14 protein-coding genes and 1 pseudogene are annotated in these 15,639 nt (G+C 70.3%); 12 read left to right on the forward strand and 3 right to left on the reverse strand.

Features of this window, described 5'->3' with window-relative positions; genetic code table 11:
• The first annotated feature begins 13 nt into the window (after positions 1-13).
• The 8 genes and pseudogenes from ACFONC_RS01630 to ACFONC_RS01665 all read left to right on the forward strand — a co-directional run bounded on the left by ACFONC_RS01630 (position 14) and on the right by ACFONC_RS01665 (position 8,253).
• Complete coding sequence (locus tag ACFONC_RS01630) at positions 14-652, forward strand: prepilin-type N-terminal cleavage/methylation domain-containing protein (RefSeq protein WP_386741821.1); 639 nt, start codon at positions 14-16, stop codon at positions 650-652.
• Positions 649-1,503, forward strand: a complete 855-nt coding sequence (locus ACFONC_RS01635) for a type II secretion system minor pseudopilin (RefSeq protein WP_386741823.1) — start codon at positions 649-651, stop codon at positions 1,501-1,503. Before ACFONC_RS01630 ends, ACFONC_RS01635 begins: the two co-directional genes overlap by 4 nt.
• A complete protein-coding gene (locus ACFONC_RS01640) occupies positions 1,500-2,687 on the forward strand; it encodes a PilN domain-containing protein (protein WP_386741824.1) in 1,188 nt (395 codons plus the stop codon). Before ACFONC_RS01635 ends, ACFONC_RS01640 begins: the two co-directional genes overlap by 4 nt.
• The gene (gene gspM / locus ACFONC_RS01645; protein ID WP_386741825.1) at positions 2,668-3,288 is read left to right on the forward strand and encodes a type II secretion system protein GspM; all 621 of its coding nucleotides are present in this window, start codon (positions 2,668-2,670) and stop codon (positions 3,286-3,288) included. Before ACFONC_RS01640 ends, gspM begins: the two co-directional genes overlap by 20 nt.
• Complete coding sequence (locus ACFONC_RS01650; protein ID WP_386741826.1) at positions 3,278-4,066, forward strand: hypothetical protein; 789 nt, start codon at positions 3,278-3,280, stop codon at positions 4,064-4,066. The genes gspM and ACFONC_RS01650 overlap by 11 nt, the downstream gene beginning before the upstream one ends.
• A 10-nt stretch (positions 4,067-4,076) precedes the next feature.
• Positions 4,077-6,308, forward strand: coding sequence for a type II secretion system secretin GspD (gene gspD, locus ACFONC_RS01655; protein WP_386741827.1), 2,232 nt, complete (start codon positions 4,077-4,079; stop codon positions 6,306-6,308).
• 62 nt (positions 6,309-6,370) lie between these two features.
• Positions 6,371-7,204 (forward strand): annotated as a pseudogene (locus ACFONC_RS01660) (glycosyltransferase family 2 protein); the annotation flags it as partial.
• Positions 7,205-7,356: 152 nt separating this feature from the next.
• Positions 7,357-8,253, forward strand: coding sequence for a glycosyltransferase family 2 protein (locus ACFONC_RS01665; protein WP_386741828.1), 897 nt, complete (start codon positions 7,357-7,359; stop codon positions 8,251-8,253).
• 172 nt (positions 8,254-8,425) lie between these two features.
• Here the strand turns inward: ACFONC_RS01665 and pyrF are convergent, their stop codons facing one another.
• The 3 genes from pyrF to ettA are packed head-to-tail and all read right to left on the reverse strand — an operon-like array spanning position 8,426 to position 11,662.
• Positions 8,426-9,238, reverse strand: coding sequence for an orotidine-5'-phosphate decarboxylase (gene pyrF, locus ACFONC_RS01670; RefSeq protein ID WP_386741829.1), 813 nt, complete (start codon positions 9,236-9,238; stop codon positions 8,426-8,428).
• 25 nt (positions 9,239-9,263) lie between these two features.
• A complete protein-coding gene (gene map / locus ACFONC_RS01675) occupies positions 9,264-10,001 on the reverse strand; it encodes a type I methionyl aminopeptidase (protein WP_386741831.1) in 738 nt (245 codons plus the stop codon).
• Positions 10,001-11,662 (reverse strand): energy-dependent translational throttle protein EttA, encoded by a 1,662-nt coding sequence (gene ettA, locus ACFONC_RS01680; protein ID WP_386741832.1) that lies wholly within the window; start codon positions 11,660-11,662, stop codon positions 10,001-10,003. Before ettA ends, map begins: the two co-directional genes overlap by 1 nt.
• Positions 11,663-11,895: 233 nt before the next feature.
• Here ettA and ACFONC_RS01685 point away from each other — a divergent pair, with 233 nt between their 5' ends.
• From ACFONC_RS01685 to ribD, 4 genes are all read left to right on the forward strand, one after another.
• Positions 11,896-12,399: an RcnB family protein gene (locus ACFONC_RS01685; RefSeq protein WP_386741833.1), complete on the forward strand. Its 504-nt coding sequence runs from the start codon at positions 11,896-11,898 to the stop codon at positions 12,397-12,399.
• A gap of 165 nt (positions 12,400-12,564) precedes the next feature.
• Positions 12,565-13,848 (forward strand): serine hydroxymethyltransferase, encoded by a 1,284-nt coding sequence (gene glyA / locus ACFONC_RS01690; protein ID WP_386741835.1) that lies wholly within the window; start codon positions 12,565-12,567, stop codon positions 13,846-13,848.
• Positions 13,849-13,857: 9 nt separating this feature from the next.
• Positions 13,858-14,391, forward strand: coding sequence for a transcriptional regulator NrdR (nrdR, locus tag ACFONC_RS01695; RefSeq protein WP_386741836.1), 534 nt, complete (start codon positions 13,858-13,860; stop codon positions 14,389-14,391).
• 115 nt (positions 14,392-14,506) lie between these two features.
• A complete protein-coding gene (gene ribD / locus ACFONC_RS01700; RefSeq protein WP_386741838.1) occupies positions 14,507-15,610 on the forward strand; it encodes a bifunctional diaminohydroxyphosphoribosylaminopyrimidine deaminase/5-amino-6-(5-phosphoribosylamino)uracil reductase RibD in 1,104 nt (367 codons plus the stop codon).
• Positions 15,611-15,639: the final 29 nt, after the last annotated feature.

Here is a 15,639-nt window from a genome sequence, read left to right on the forward strand (position 1 = left end):
CAGGGCCGTCCCGATGCACGCGCAGCGCGGCTTCACCCTGCTGGAAGTGCTGGTGGCCACCGCGCTGCTCGCCGCCGGCCTGGCGCTCGCGTTCGCTACCGTGCGCGCGGCCACCGCGACCGCGCAGCGCGGCGAGCAGCTGTCGCAGCGCAGCGAACGCATGCGCGCGGTCGAGGGCTTCCTGCGCCGGCGGATCGCCTCGGCGCTGCCGATCGGATTCGAAACCCTGCCCGACACCGGCGAGCAGCTGCGCTTCGTCGGCGAACCCACGCGCATGCGTTTCGTCGCCGACCTGCCGGACTACCTCGGCCGCGGCGGCCCGCACCTGCACGACGTGGAGCTGTTCGATGACGGCGACAGCAATCGCCTGGCGGTGTCGTTCACCGTGGTTGCGGCCGGACAGGCATGGCCCGAGTCGCGGCCTCGCCCGCCCGACACGCTCGCCGCGGAGCTGTCCGAGGTGCGCTTCCGCTACCGCGGGCTCGACGAGGACAACGCGCTGGGCGAATGGCAGGAGCAGTGGGAATCGCCCGGCGTCCTGCCGCTGCAGGTCTCGATCGAGATCGTCGACGCCGACGGCCGCAGCTGGCCGACGCTGGTGGTGGCCCTGCCGCAGGCGGGGGCGGGCGGCGCGGGAGGGCTGTTCCGATGAAACGCGAACGCGGCATCGCGCTGCTGCTGGTGATGTGGCTGACCATGCTGCTGGCCGCGGTGGTGGGCACGTTCGCGCTGACCGCGCAGATGGAGAAGCTGCAGGGCCGCACGCTCAGCCGCGGCGTCGTCGCCGAACAGGCCGCGCGCGCCGGCGTCGAGTACGCGCTGACCCGGCTCACCGAGACCGACCCGAAGCGGCGCTGGCTGCCCGACGGGCGCCCCTACGACTGGGCGTTCGGCGATACCAGCGTGCGCATCGAAGTGATCGACGAATCTGGCAAGGTCGACCTCAACGCCGCCGACGTCGACCTGCTCACGCGGCTGTTCACCGTGGTCGGCGTCGACCAGGCCGCGGCGGGCGACATCGCCGCGGCCATCGCCGACTGGCGCGACGCGGACGACCTCACCCAGCCGCAGGGCGGAGCCGAGGATCCGGCCTACGCCAGCGCCGGATTGGCGTGGGGCGCCAAGGACGCGCAGTTCGATACCGTGGCCGAGGTCGAGCAGGTGCTGGGCATGACCCCGGCGATCTACGCGAAGGTCGCGCCGCTGCTCACCGTTTACAGCGGCCAGGCGCGGCCTGACCCGAACTTCGCCGCCAGCGAGGTACTGCAGGCGCTGGGCGAGGACCCGGAGCCGATCCTGGCGCGGCGCAAGGCACGCGTGCCGTCGCCGGAGGACGCGTTCTTGGGCGGCGGCAGCGGCACGTATAGTATCGACAGCCGTGCGCGGCTTCCGAACGGCCGCCAGGCGATCTTGCGGGTCGTCGTGCGCGCGGGGATCGGGACCGTACCCGGTTCGTCCTACACCGCATTGCGATGGGAACAGGGAGCCTCGGCCTCACGATGACGGCGGCAGTCGACAACCAGTCCGCGACGCCTTCGCTCCGGCAGCGCATCGGCCGCGCGGGCGGCCGCCTGCGCCCCGGCGTCGGCAGCGCCCTGACCTGGTGGACGCACGCACTGGCAAGTTGGCTGCCGCCGCGCCTGCGCACGCTGCTCGGGCTCGCCCACGAACGCGTACTGCTCCAGTACGGCGGCGAAGAGCTGCGGCTGGCGCTGCGCCGTGGCGACGGTGTGCAGGACATCGGGCAGCTGCCGTGGACCGCGCAGGAAGCCGAGCGTGGCGACGCGCTGCTCGGTTCGCTGCTGGCGCCGCGCGTGGCCGAACTGCCGCGCTGGCTGCTGCTCCCCGCCGGCGCCGCGCTGCGCCGGCGCCTGCTCCTGCCGGCCGCCGCCGCCGACCGGTTGCGCGACGTGGTGGCGTTCGAGATCGACCGGCAGACGCCGTTCGCCGCCGCCGACGTGCACTACGACGCGCGCGTGCTCGAGCGTCATGGCGAACAGATCGACGCCGAGCTCGTGGTCGTGCCGCGGGCGACGTTCGATTCGGCGATGGCCGCGCTGGGCACCGTCGCCGGCACCGTGGCCGGCGTCGACGTGGCCGGCGACGACGGCGCGCCGCTGGGCGTCAACCTGCTGGCCGACGCCGTTCGCCGCCGCCGCGCCGATCCGTGGCGGGGATGGAACTGGGCGTTCGCCGCGATCGCCGTGATCGCCGTCGCGATGACGATGTGGCAGCTGCTGTCCAATCGCCGCGCCGCCGCCGACGCCCTCGCCGAACAGGCCAACGCCCGCGCCCGCGAAGCGCGCGCCGTGGCCGTCGACAAGCGCCAGCTGGTCGACCTGGTCGAAGGCATGGCGTACCTGCAGAACGCGCGCGCCGCGCGGCCGACCACGGTGGAAGTGCTCGACGAACTCGGCCGCCTCCTGCCGGATTCGACGTATCTTGAAAAGCTGTCGATCGAAGGCGACCAGATCCTGCTGATCGGCCAGAGCAGCGAAGCCTCGGCGCTGGTCGGCCAGCTCGAAGGCTCGAAGCTGTGGCGCTCGCCGGCGCTGACCGGCGCGCTGCAGCCGGATCCGCGCACCGGCCGCGACCGCTTCACGATGACCGCGCAGCTGGCGATCGACAACGCGCCGGCGAACACACCGGCAAACAAGGGAGCGGCCGATGCGCGCAGCCAACCCTGACCGCGACCGCTGGCTGGCGCTGGCCATCCTCGGCGGCCTGCTGCTGCTGGCCTACCTGGTGCTGGTGCATCCGTGGTGGACGGTGCCGATGCTGGAGGTCGAAGGGCGCATCGACGACCTCCAGCAGCGCGACCTGCGCGCGCGCATGGAACTGCGCCAGGCGCCCGAGGTCGACAAGCGCCTGCAGGCGGTGCGCGCGGAGGCCGAGCGCGTGCCCGGCTTCATGCCCCAGCGCAGCCCGGAACTGGCCACCTCCGCGCTGGTGCAGCGGTTGGAAACGGTCGTGCTCGAAGCCAGTCCCGGCAACCGCAGCTGCGCGATCATCAACCGTTCGCCGTTGACCGAGGCGCGGCAGCCGCGTTTTCCGCGCGTGGCGGTGCAGGTGCGGCTGCGCTGCGGCAATCCCGAACTGGCCACGGTGCTGCATTCGCTCGAGAGCGGATCGCCGCGGCTGTTCGTCGACAATCTCAACGTGCTGACGCTGGGCAACTTCCGCTCGCGCCGCGGGATGGAAATGCAGGGTGGTGGCGGGCTCGATGTCAGCTTCGACCTGTACGGCTACCTGCAGCCGCCGCCAGGAGCCGCGACCGATGCGCGCTGATACCGCCAGCGCGAAGACCTGGCTGCTCGGCGCCGCCGCGGCCTGGGCGCTTGGCGCCTGGCTGCTGGCGCTGCTGGGCATGGGCGGCGGCGTGAGCAGGCTGGCCGAGGATCCCGCGCTGCTGCAGCCGCTGCCGCAGGCGAGCAAGCCGCCGCCGGAGCGGCTCGGGCCGCTGCAGCAGTACTCGGAGATCGGACGCCGCCCGCTGTTCACCTCGGACCGCCGCCCGCAGCCGTTCGTCATCAATCCCGACGAACAGGGCGAGGGCAGGAACGACTTCGACTACGTGCTGACCAGCGTGCTGATCGCGCCGGACTTCCGCATGGCGATCCTGCAGCCCAGGGAAGGTGGCGATTCGATCCGCGTGCGCGTCGGCACGGCGCCGGAGGCCGCGCCGGGGTGGCAGCTGGTGTCGCTCGAACCACGCAGGGCCGTGTTCGACGGCCCCGAAGGCGAGCGCAAGCTCGAACTGCGCGTGTTCGACGGCGAGGGCGGCATTCCGCCGACCCCGACGTCTGCCGGGGCGAACATGCCAGGCGCTTCGCGGCCCTCGCCGCCCGGCGTCGCGCCGCCAGGCGGTACCGAGCCGGCGGTGCGCGATGCCGACGACCCCGCGCCTGCGCCCGCGGGTCCCGACCAGCCGCCGCCCGACGCCGCGGAAACGGACAATCGCGCCTCGGCCGAGCAGATCGACGCCATCCGCAAGCGCATCGAGGCCCGGCGCGCCAAGCTGCGGCAGGACGCGCGCGACTCGTCATCGTCCGGCCAGACACCGTAGAGTGCACGCAATGAACCCACGCTCCCTGTCCAAGGCGTTCGCCGCCGCCCTCATCGCCACCGTGCTGGCGGCTTGCTCCACGATGCCCGCGCCCAGCCTGAGCCGCGACGGCGCCCGCGCCGCCACCGCTGATGCAGGCCAGGCCGGCACCGCCGCGGGGCCGGTGTCCGCCGAGGCCATGCCGGAGGGCGACGCCGGCCTGCCGCAGGCGCAGATCCGCCGCGGCACCGGCCGCACGATCAACAACGCCGTGGCCGCCTCGCCGCCGCCGAACCTGGGCGGCACCACGGGCGAGACCACCTTCAACTTCGAGGGCGAATCTCTGCAGGCCGTGGTCAAGGCGATCCTCGGCGACATGCTCGGCCAGAACTACGTCATCGCGCCGGGCGTGCAGGGCACGGTGACCTACGTGACGTCCAGGCCGGTGAGCCCGGCCGAGGCGCTGAGCCTGCTGGAGATGGTGCTGGGCTGGAACAACGCCCGCATGATCTACAGCGACGGCCGCTACAACATCGTCCCGGCTGACACCGCGATGGCCACCGGCGCGGTGGCGCCGCGCACCGGGTCGCCGGTCAACGCGCGCGGCTTCGAGTCGCGGGTGGTGCAGCTGCAGTACATCTCGGCCGCCGAGATGGAGAAGATCCTCAAGCCGTACGCGCGCCCCAACTCGATCGTCAACGTCGACTCCGGCCGCAACGTCATCACCGTCGCCGGCAGCCGCACCGAGCTGGAGAACTACCTGCGCACCATCCGCATCTTCGACGTCGACTGGATGTCGAGCATGTCGGTGGGCGTGTTCCCGCTGCAGTACGGCAAGGCGAGCAAGGTGGTGCAGGACCTGGAGAAGGTCTTCGGCGAGCAGAGCAAGACGCCGGTGGCCGGCATGTTCCGCTTCATGCCGCTGGAAGGCGCCAACGCGGTGCTGGTGATCACCCCGCAGGCCAGCTATCTCGACCAGATCCAGCAGTGGCTCGAACGCATCGACGGCGCAGGCGCGGGCGTGCAGCTGTTCTCGTACGAGCTCAAGTACATCAAGGCCAAGGACCTGGCCGACCGGCTGGCCGAGGTGTTCGGCGGCAGCAGCAGCGGCGGTGGCCGCGCGACCGGCGGCGACGGGAACGTGTCGCTGATGCCGGGCTCGGATCCGTTCTCGATCAGCGGCGCCGGCGGCAAGGACGGGGATTACAGCGACACCGGCGGCATCGATTCGGGCATGAACAGCGGCATGGGAAGCGGTAGTGGCCTCGGCGACGGTTCGCTGAGCCTGGATCCGCGCGAGGACGGCAACGCCAGCGTCACCCTCCAGGTCGAGGGCGATCGCGTCGGCGTGTCCGCGGTCGACGAAACCAACACCCTGCTGGTGCGCACCACCTCGCGCGCGTGGAAATCGATCCGCGACGTGGTCGAGCGCCTGGACGTGATGCCGATGCAGGTGCACATCGAGGCGCAGATCGCCGAGGTCACCCTCACCGGTGACCTGAAGTACGGCGTCAACTGGTATTTCGAACGAGCCGTCACCGACGCGGGCTTGCCCAACGCCGTCGGCCGCAGTACCTGGAGCACGCTGGCCGGCAGTGTCATCCCGGCGGTTTCCGGTGGGGGGGGCGGCCTGAGCTGGACCTTCCTGGGCCGCAACGCGGCGGCGGTGATCAGTGCGCTTGACGAGGTGACCGACGTGCAGATCCTGCAGTCGCCCTCGGTGATGGTGCGCAACAACGCGGAGGCCACGTTCAACGTCGGCAGCAAGATCCCGATCTCGTCGGTGTCCTTCGACCCCGGCGTCGGCAGCAGCGGCACGTACAACAACGTGCAGTACATGGAGACCGGCACCATCCTCAACGTGCGTCCGCGGGTGACCAAGGACGGCATGGTGTTCCTCGACATCGTCCAGGAAGTCAGCACCCCGGCACCGGAGTCGACTGCCGACGAGAACGGCAACGTGCGCATCGATACGCGCAAGCTCAAGACCCAGGCCGCCGTGCGCAGCGGCGACACGGTGATGCTCGCCGGCCTGATCAAGGACGAGGTGGGACGGCGCTCCAGCGGCTTCCCCGGCCTGAGCCGGATCCCGATCATCGGCGGCCTGTTCGGCCAGCAGACCTCGGGCACCGGCCGCAGCGAGGTCATCATCCTGCTGACGCCGGTGATCATCCGCAATCCGCAGGACGCGCGCGAGCTGACCGACGAATACAGCCGTCGCTTCCGCGCGATGGAGCCGCTGAATCCGAAACGGAAGAACTGATGCACGCACGGGGCATGGCCTGAGCCCGGCGGTGCCACGCCCGACGTGCCGAGCCTGCCGCCATGAGTGAACTGCCCATCGTGCTTCTGCCGGTCGGCGTCGACGATGACGCGCTCGACGCCTGCCTGGCCGCCCTCGACGCGGGCACGCCGGCCGGCACGCGCGTGTGGCTGGCCGACGACGCGCAATCCGGGCCGCGCGGCTACGCGATCATCGAGCGCTGGATCGCGAGCACGCCGCTGCGCGCGGACTACACCAGGCGCCCGCGTTCGATCGGCCAGGTCGCGCACCTGGACGAGATGCTCCGCGCCTGCGGCGACTCGGACGTCATCGTGCTCGCGCCCGATGCGATCCCGGCACCGGGATGGGCCGCGCAGCTGGCCGCCTGCTTCGCGCGCGATGCTTCGATCGCCACCGCCACGCCCTGGTGCAACGCGGGCGAGGCGGCGGGCTGGCCGCGCTGCGGCGAGATCATGCCGATCCCGGGCGACCTGGATCGCGTGGCCCGGGCCGCGGGATCGATGCCACCCCGGCACCCGGAGCTGCCGGCCGCGGTCGACCACGCGGTGATGCTGCGCGGCAGTGCGCGGCACAAGGCCGGCGGCCTGGACACGGCCAGCTATGCGTCGTGGTATGCGGCGTTGATCGACCTGTCGCTGCGGCTGTCTGGCCTGGGCTGGCGCAATGCCCTGTGCGAGACGGCGTTCGTCGCACGCGGCGGCGAAGGCGGCCCGGCCGATGGCGACCTCGATGCGCTGGCCGCACGCTGGCCGGCGTGGCACGCGCGGCTGGCGAACTTCCTCATGCACGACCCGCTGCACGAAACGCGCGAATTGCTGCTGCGAATCGAACGCGGGATCGATGCGCCGCAGGCCCAGCGCGACCTGTTCGCCGCCGGCCACGATGCCGTCGTCGAAACGGACGGACTGCAAGCGACCCCGCGCGAGGATGATGCCGATGCCGCGATCGATGCGCCCGTGGCCAACGGATGCAACGACGGCGGGGGTGTGGCGGAGGCCACGACCGCCACAAGTGCGGAGAAGGGCTGATGTCGGGCGCCGCAAGCGTCCAGGCCCCCGCGGGCGAGGGCATCGCCGCCATCGTCGTCACCCACGAGAGTGCGGAGACGATCGACGACTGCCTGGCGCGGCTGCTTGCCGCGCGCGGCGTGTCGCAGGTCCGCGTCGTGGACAACGGTTCGCGCGACGAAACCCTGGCGATCGTCCAGCGCCACGCCGCCGCCGACCCGCGCGTGCACTTCATCGCCAACCCCGACAACCCCGGCTTCGCGGTGGCCTGCAACCAGGGCGCGCGCGACAGCGACGCGCCGTGGCTGGCCTTCGTCAATCCCGACTGCCTCGTCGAACCGGACGCACTGGCGCGGCTGCTCGCGTACGCGCATGAGATCGACGGCGACACGCTGCTCGGTGCCGACCTGGTGGACGAGGTCGGCGTGCGCGACGGCGCCGCGCGGCGCAACGACCCCGACTTCGGCGCGATGCTGCGCGGCCCGCTGCGTGTGCGTGGCGGCCGGCCGCTGGACGTGCAGGCCGACGACGCACGGCCATTGCAGCGGGTGGAGGCGATCTCCGGTGCGCTGATGCTGCTGCCGCGCGCGCTGTTCGATCGCATCGGCGGCTTCGACGAAGGCTACCGCCTGCACGTCGAGGACCTCGACCTGTGCCGCCGCGCGCGCGAGGCCGGCGCGATGGTCGCCGTCGCCAACGACGTGCGCGTGGTGCACGTGCGCGGCGTATCCAGCCGCTCGCGGCCGGGCTTCTCGGAGTGGCACAAGCATCGTGGGATGTGGCGTTACTTCCGCAAGTTCGAGGCGCCGAAACGGAACATCTTCGTCCGCGCAGGCGTGTGGCTGGCGATCTGGTTGCACTGGGCCACGCGGCTTCCGGCCGTCCTGCTCGCCAACCTCGGGGCTGGTGCATCTTGATCGGCTCCCAGCGAGCCTTGCTCCCTCCCCTGCGACGGCACGGGAGGGTCGGGGAGGGGTGTCGTTTGGGATCATCCTGAACCGAGAGCACCCCCTCCCAACCTCCTCCGCCGTCGCAGGGGGAGGGGCAAGAGCTCGCGGATAAAGCCGCTCCTACGGGCGTTGTCGGAGCTCAGCGATGACGGTTGATTTCATCGCGCAGCGACTTCGCGGCGCTTGCCGCGGCGTCGGCGGAATCGTCGCCGCTTGAGGCATACAGGATCGCGCGCGAGGAGCTGACGAGCAGGCCGGCGCCATCGGCGGCGAGCCCGTTGGCGACCACCGCGGCGACGTCGCCGCCCTGCGCGCCGACGCCGGGGATCAGCAGCGGCATGTCGCCGACGATCGCGCGAACCTCGCGCAGTTGCTCCGGCCAGGTCGCGCCGACCACCAGCGCGCAGTTGCCGTGGCCGTTCCAGTCGCGGGCGACCCGTTCGGCGACGTGCTGGTAGAGCGGACGGCCGCCAACGTCCAGGTCCTGGAAATCGCCGGCGCCGGGATTGGATGTGTGGCACAGGATCACCACGCCCCTGTCGGCGCGGTTGAGGAAGGGCTGCACCGAGTCGCGGCCTAGGTACGGATTGGCGGTGACGGCGTCGGCGCGGAAGCGGTCGAAGGCTTCGGCCGCGTAATGCTGCGCGGTGCTGCCGATGTCGCCGCGCTTGGCGTCGAGGATCACCGGGATGCCGGGATGCGTGGCGTGGATGTGCGCGATGAGCCTTTCGAGCGCATCCTCGGCGCCGCGCGCGGCGAAGTGGGCGATCTGCGGCTTGAAGGCGCAAGCGTACTCGGCGGTGGCGTCGACGATGTCGCGGCAGAAGGCGAACAGCGCATCGGGTTCGCCGGCGAACTTCGGCGGGAACTTCGCCGGCTCTGGGTCGAGGCCGACGCAGACCATGCTGTCGCTGCTTGCCCAGCGTTCACGCAATTGCATGATGAAGGTCATCGCGATCTCCCCGGACCGGCCGGCATCAGGTGACGATGATCGGTTCGCCGTGGGTGACGACGACCGTGTGCTCGAACTGCGCGGCGAAGCCCCGCGGGCAGACCATGGACCAGCCGTCGTCGCCTTCGCGGGTTTGGCTGCAGTGCGTGGCCAGGAACGGTTCGACCGTGATCACCATGCCGTCGTGCAGCCGCCGCGTGTCGCGCGGTTCGTAGTGGCCGGGAATCGTCCCCGGCGCCTCATGCAGCGCGCGGCCGACGCCGTGGCTGCCGAGGTTGCGGATCACCCGGAAGCCGCGTTTGGCCGCGACCGTTTCCACGGTGCGGCCGATTCCATTGAGCAGGCCGCCCGCGCGCAGTTGCGTGATTGCCGTGTCGCGCGCCTCGCGGGTCGCGTCGAGCAGTCGTTGCTGTGCCGGGCTGGCCTCGCCGACCACGAAGCTGGCGCCCGTGTCGGCGAAATAGCCGTCCAGTTCGGCGGAGACGTCAATGTTGACCAGGTCGCCGTCGCGCAGGATCGTGCCGTCGGGAATGCCGTGCGCGGCGACCGCATTGACGCTGATGCAGGTCGCGCCGGGGAAGTCATAGGTCAAGGCCGGCGCCGAGCGTGCCCCGGCGTTGCGCATCAGTTCTGCGCCGTAGGCGTCGAGGTCACGCGACACCGCGCCGGCGATCGCCTGTTCGCGCATCGCCGCCAGGATGCCGGACACCAGCGCACCGGCCCGGCGCAGGCCGTCGAGTTCGTGCTGGTGCCGGATCGTCACTACTTCAGCGCCTTGAACCGCAGCCGATGCGGGCCGGCGTCGTCGCCCAGACGGCGCTTCTTGTCTTCCTCGTACTCGCGGTAGTTGCCCTGGAAGAACTCCACGTGCGAGTCGCCTTCGAAGGCGAGGATGTGGGTCGCGATGCGGTCCAGGAACCAGCGGTCATGCGAGATCACGAACGTGTTGCCCGGGAACTCCAGCAGCGCGTCTTCGAGCGCGCGCAGGGTCTCGATGTCGAGGTCGTTGGACGGTTCGTCGAGCAACAGCACGTTGCCGCCCTGCAGCAGGGTCTTGGCCAGGTGCAGGCGGCCGCGTTCGCCGCCCGACAGCGTGCCGACCAGCTTCTGCTGGTCCTGGCCCTTGAAGTTGAAGCGGCCGATGTAGGCGCGCGACTGGATCTCGATGCCGTTGATGTTGAGGATGTCGGCGCCGCCGGAGACTTCCTGGAAGACGTTGTGGTTGCCTTCCAGCTTGTCGCGGCTCTGGTCGACGTAGGCGATGTTGACCGTCGGCCCCATCTCGATCGAGCCCGAGTCCGGCTTCTCCTGCCCGGTGATCATCTTGAACAGGGTCGACTTGCCGGCGCCGTTGGGGCCGATGATGCCGACGATCGCGCCCGGCGGCACCAGGAAGCTCAGGTTGTCGATCAGCAGGCGGTCGCCGAAGCTCTTGGAGACGTTCTTGAACTCCATCACCTTGCTGCCCAGGCGCTCGCCCGGCGGGATGAAGATCTCGTTGGTTTCCTGGCGCTTCTGGTAGTCGACCGACTGCAGTTCTTCGATCCTGGCCAGGCGCGCCTTGCCCTTGCTGCGGCCGCCCTTGGCGTTGCTGCGGGCCCACTCGAGCTCCTTGGCGATCGCCTTCTGGCGCGCCTTCTCCTGCGATTCCTCGCGCTTGAGGCGGTCTTCCTTCTGCACCAGCCACTCGGTGTAGTTGCCCTTCCACGGGATGCCTCTACCCCGATCCAGCTCGAGGATCCACTCGGCGGCGTTGTCGAGGAAGTAGCGGTCATGGGTGACGGCCACCACGGTGCCGGTGTAGCGGGCGAGGAACTGTTCCAGCCACTCGACCGACTCGGCGTCGAGGTGGTTGGTCGGTTCGTCGAGCAGCAGCATGTCCGGCTTCTGCAGCAGCAGGCGGCACAGCGCCACGCGGCGCTTCTCGCCGCCGGAGAGCTTGCTGATCTTCGCGTCCCACGGCGGCAGGCGCAGTGCATCGGCGGCGACTTCCAGCTGGTTCTCCAGGGTGTGTGCGTCGCCGGCGGCGAGGATCGCCTCCAGCCGCTCCTGTTCCTTGGCCAGCGCGTCGAAATCGGCGCCTTCCTCGGCGTAGGCGGCATACACCTCGTCCAGGCGCGCCTGCGCCTGCAGGATGTCGCCGACGCCTTCCTCGACCGCTTCGCGCACGGTCTTGTCCGGGTCAAGCTGCGGTTCCTGCGCCAGGTAGCCGACCTTGATGCCGGCCTGCGGCCGCGCCTCGCCGGAGAAGTCGGTATCCACGCCGGCCATGATCTTGAGCACCGTCGACTTGCCGGCGCCGTTCAGGCCCAGCAGGCCGATCTTGGCGCCGGGGAAGAACGACAGCGAGATGTCCTTGATGATCTGGCGCTTCGGCGGCACGGTCTTGCTGACGCCGTTCATGGTGTAGATGTATTGCGACATGGAGGCTCCGGTGGACAGCCGCCGGCGGACCGGCGGGGTGAAACCAGCCGCGCCCGCGCTGTGGAGCGCCGGCGGCAGGGGACTTGGGAAGTCCGTGATTATACCGGCTGACGGGGATAGCCGAGGGCTTGCCGGACGCTGAACGCGTCCGCCCCGAACCGGCCCGGGGCGGACTGGATTCAGCATCGCCGGGCCATGCTCACACCACGCACACACCGTGGAGGATCCGCCGCATGTCCGCGACCCTGAAGCTTTCCGCCCTGCTGCTCGCCCTGGCCGTAGTCGCAATGCCGGCGTCCGCGGCCGGCCGCGACAACGATCGTGGCCATCGCGGCCACGACCGCCATGGCCATTACGACCGCGGCCACGACCGCCGCAGCGCCTACTACGACGGCTACCGCGACGGTCGACGCCACGACCGCCGGGACGATCGCCGCGACCGCCGCCACGATCGGCGCCATGACCGGCGGATCGTCTTCCGGCCCGCGCCGCGCGTGGTCTACCGCGACCGCTACGTGTCGCGCCCGGTGGTCGTGCATCGCGGCCCGCCGCGCTGGGCCCGCGGCCACCGCTACTACGGTCCCGGCTACGGCCGCACCTACGTCGTCAACGACTACTACAGCTATGGCCTGCGTCGTCCGCCGAGCGGCTACTACTGGCGCCGCAGCGACGCCGGCGACTACCTGCTGGTGGCGATCGCCACGGGCATCATCGCCGACCTGATCCTGAGCCACTGAGCCGGGGCAGGGCGGGGCCGAACCGAGGGCGCGCCGGCCGGCGCGCCCTTTTTCGTGGAAGCGATGGCCGGCGACCAGGCAGCGGCATGCGATCCCCGGCGACGGCCGTTCCCGCCGGGGCGCGGGCTACAATTGGCGCAACCCTGCCCTGTCCCGGAGATGACGATGTTCCCGCGCGATGCCCGCATCGAAGGCTACGACCCCGAACTGGCCGCGGCGATCGCGTCCGAGAATCGCCGCCAGGAAGACCACGTCGAGCTGATCGCGTCGGAAAACTACGCCAGCCCGCGGGTCATGGAGGCCCAGGGCAGCCAGTTGACCAACAAGTACGCCGAGGGCTATCCGGGCAAGCGCTACTACGGCGGCTGCGAGTACGTGGACGTGGCCGAGCAGCTGGCAATCGACCGGGTCAAGCAGCTGTTCGGTGCAGGCTCCACGGAAGGGATGTACGCCAACGTGCAGCCGCATTCGGGTTCGCAGGCCAACCAGGCCGTGTATTTCGCGCTGCTGCAGCCGGGCGACACCATCCTCGGCATGTCGCTGGCGCACGGCGGCCACCTCACCCACGGGGCCAAGCCCAACATCAGCGGCAAGGTCCTCGACGCCGTGCAGTACGGCGTCAATGACGATGGTTTGATCGATTACGACGAGGTCGAGCGCCTCGCGGTCGAACACAAGCCGAAGATGGTCGTGGCCGGCTTCTCGGCCTATTCGCAGGAAATCGACTGGGCGCGTTTCCGCGCGATCGCCGACAAGGTGGGCGCGTGGTTCTTCGTGGACATGGCCCATGTCGCCGGCCTCATCGCCGCCGGCGAATACCCCAATCCGGTGCCGCACGCGCACGTGGTCACCTCGACCACCCACAAGACCCTGCGCGGCCCGCGCGGCGGCATCATCGTGGCCAGCCGCGAGGGCGCGGGCGACAGGTTCGACGAGATGACCAAGAAGCTGCAGAGCATCGTCTTCCCCGGCATCCAGGGCGGCCCGCTGATGCACGTGATCGCGGCCAAGGCGGTCGCCTTCAAGGAAGCGCTGGAGCCGGAGTTCAAGGCCTACCAGCAGCAGGTCGTGAAGAACGCGCAGGCGATGGCGAAGGTGATCATCGACCGCGGCTACCGGATCGTCTCCGGCGGCACCCAGAACCACCTGATGCTGGTCGACATGATCGGCAAGGGCATCACCGGCAAGGATGCGGAAGCCGCGCTGGGCAAGGCCAACATCACCGTCAACAAGAACGCGGTGCCCAACGACCCGCAGAAGCCCTTCGTCACCTCGGGCCTGCGCATCGGCACCCCGGCGGTCACCACGCGTGGCTACAAGGAGCCCGACTGCGTGGCGCTGGCGAACTGGATGTGCGACGTGCTCGATGCGCCGAATGACGAGAACGTCATCGCCGGCGTGCGCGAGAACGTGAAGAAGCAGTGCGCGCAGTTCCCGGTCTATGGTTGACGGCGACTGATGCATTGCCCCTTCTGCCAGCACTCCGACACCCGCGTCATCGACTCGCGCGTCAGCGAGGACGGGGCGACGATCCGGCGCCGGCGCGAGTGCGAGGCTTGTGGCGAGCGTTTCAGCACGCTCGAGACGATCGAGCTCAAGCTGCCGGGGATCATCAAGTCCGACGGGCGCCGCGACACCTTCGACGCGCGCAAGCTGCGCCAAAGCTTCGACCGCGCGCTGCACAAGCGCCCGGTGTCGGAAGAGCAGACCGAGGCCGCGGTGCGCGCGGTGATCCACCAGCTGCGCATGACCACCGAACGCGAACTGCCATCGCGCCGGGTGGGCGAGTTCGTGATGGCCGAGCTGCGCAAGCTCGACCACGTTGCCTACGTGCGCTTCGCCTCGGTCTACCGCTCGTTCGAGGACGTGGCCGACTTCCGCGAAGAACTCGACCGCCTCGAACGCGACCTGCCCGGCGAAGGCCAGCTGCCGCTGCTCGGCGCCGAGGTCGTGCCGTTCGACAAGAACGCCGGCAAGGGCAAGAAGCGCTGAAAAAGGGGCCAGAGTCACCTTCCCCCAAGGCTCATGGCAGCCGAACGGGGACAAGGGAAAGTGACTCTGGTCCTTTTCCCCGACGGATAACCACGCCGTCGTCACTGGAGAAGCAATGAGCGATTTCACGGCGAATGACCATGCATTGATGGCGCGCGCGCTGCGCCTGGCCGAGCGGGGGGCGTACACGACGCGTCCCAACCCGATGGTCGGCTGCGTGATCGTGCAGGGCGACGACGTGGTGGGGGAGGGCTGGCACCAGCGCCAGGGCGGGCCGCATGCGGAGGTGTTCGCGCTGGAACAGGCCGGTGAACGCGCGAAGGGCGCCACCGCCTACGTGACGCTTGAGCCGTGCGCGCACACCGGCAGCACCGGCCCGTGTGCCGATGCGCTGATCGCCGCCGGCGTCGCGCGCGTGGTCGCGGCGATGCGCGACCCGTTCGAGGCCGTCGATGGCAAGGGATTCGAACGCCTGCGCGCGGCGGGCGTGCAGGTCCAGTCGGGGCTGATGGAAGCGCAGGCGCAGGCGCTCAACCGCGGCTTCCTCTCGCGCATCCGGCGCGGCCGGCCGTGGCTGCGGATCAAGCTCGGCAGCAGCCTCGACGGCCGCACTGCGATGGCCAATGGCGATTCGAAGTGGATCACCGGTGAGGCCGCGCGCGCCGACGTGATGCACTGGCGCGCGCGCAGCGGCGCGATCCTGACCGGCTCGGGCACCGTGCTGACCGACGACCCGCAGCTCACAGTGCGCTTCGGTGACGACACTGAATTTGTGCCGCCGCTGCGCGTGGTGCTCGACACCGGCCTGGCGACCATTGCCCGCGGCAAGGTCCGCGAAGGCGACGCGCCCACTTTGTACCTGCACGCGCCGGACGTGAAGCCGCCACGCGATTTCGCCGCCGAGCGCGCGGCCGTACGGCTGCGTGAGGGCGAGCTGGATCTTGCGGCGGTGCTGGCGCTGCTGGCCGCGCGCGGGATCAACGAGGCGCAGGTGGAAACCGGCGCCACCTTGGCTGGCGCTTTCCTCCGCGCCGGGCTGGTCGACGAACTGCTGGTCTACATGGCGCCGGTGCTGCTCGGCGGCGACGCCCGTCCGCTGTTCGCCGGCCTGGGCATCGAAACGATGGCGCAGCGGCTGCAGCTGCAGCTGGTCGAGACCCGCCAGGTTGGCGACGACCTGCGCCTGCTGCTGCGGCCGAAAGCCAACCCGTCACCGTAGGTCGGGGCTGCGTCCCCGACGGCTCTTGA

This window comes from Luteimonas soli (assembly GCF_042648865.1).
Taxonomy (GTDB): Bacteria; Pseudomonadota; Gammaproteobacteria; order Xanthomonadales; family Xanthomonadaceae; genus Luteimonas; species Luteimonas soli.

Bases quoted from the DNA above. Each gene is read 5' to 3' on its own strand.
- ACFONC_RS01630 (WP_386741821.1), top strand. From the start codon at position 14: ATGCACGCGCAGCGCGGCTTCACCCTGCTGGAAGTGCTGGTGGCCACC.
- ACFONC_RS01635 (WP_386741823.1), top strand. From the start codon at position 649: ATGAAACGCGAACGCGGCATCGCGCTGCTGCTGGTGATGTGGCTGACC.
- ACFONC_RS01640 (WP_386741824.1), top strand. From the start codon at position 1,500: ATGACGGCGGCAGTCGACAACCAGTCCGCGACGCCTTCGCTCCGGCAG.
- gspM (WP_386741825.1), top strand. From the start codon at position 2,668: ATGCGCGCAGCCAACCCTGACCGCGACCGCTGGCTGGCGCTGGCCATC.
- ACFONC_RS01650 (WP_386741826.1), top strand. From the start codon at position 3,278: ATGCGCGCTGATACCGCCAGCGCGAAGACCTGGCTGCTCGGCGCCGCC.
- gspD (WP_386741827.1), top strand. From the start codon at position 4,077: ATGAACCCACGCTCCCTGTCCAAGGCGTTCGCCGCCGCCCTCATCGCC.
- ACFONC_RS01665 (WP_386741828.1), top strand. From the start codon at position 7,357: ATGTCGGGCGCCGCAAGCGTCCAGGCCCCCGCGGGCGAGGGCATCGCC.
- pyrF (WP_386741829.1), bottom strand. From the start codon at position 9,238: ATGACCTTCATCATGCAATTGCGTGAACGCTGGGCAAGCAGCGACAGC.
- ettA (WP_386741832.1), bottom strand. From the start codon at position 11,662: ATGTCGCAATACATCTACACCATGAACGGCGTCAGCAAGACCGTGCCG.
- ACFONC_RS01685 (WP_386741833.1), top strand. From the start codon at position 11,896: ATGTCCGCGACCCTGAAGCTTTCCGCCCTGCTGCTCGCCCTGGCCGTA.
- glyA (WP_386741835.1), top strand. From the start codon at position 12,565: ATGTTCCCGCGCGATGCCCGCATCGAAGGCTACGACCCCGAACTGGCC.
- nrdR (WP_386741836.1), top strand. From the start codon at position 13,858: ATGCATTGCCCCTTCTGCCAGCACTCCGACACCCGCGTCATCGACTCG.
- ribD (WP_386741838.1), top strand. From the start codon at position 14,507: ATGAGCGATTTCACGGCGAATGACCATGCATTGATGGCGCGCGCGCTG.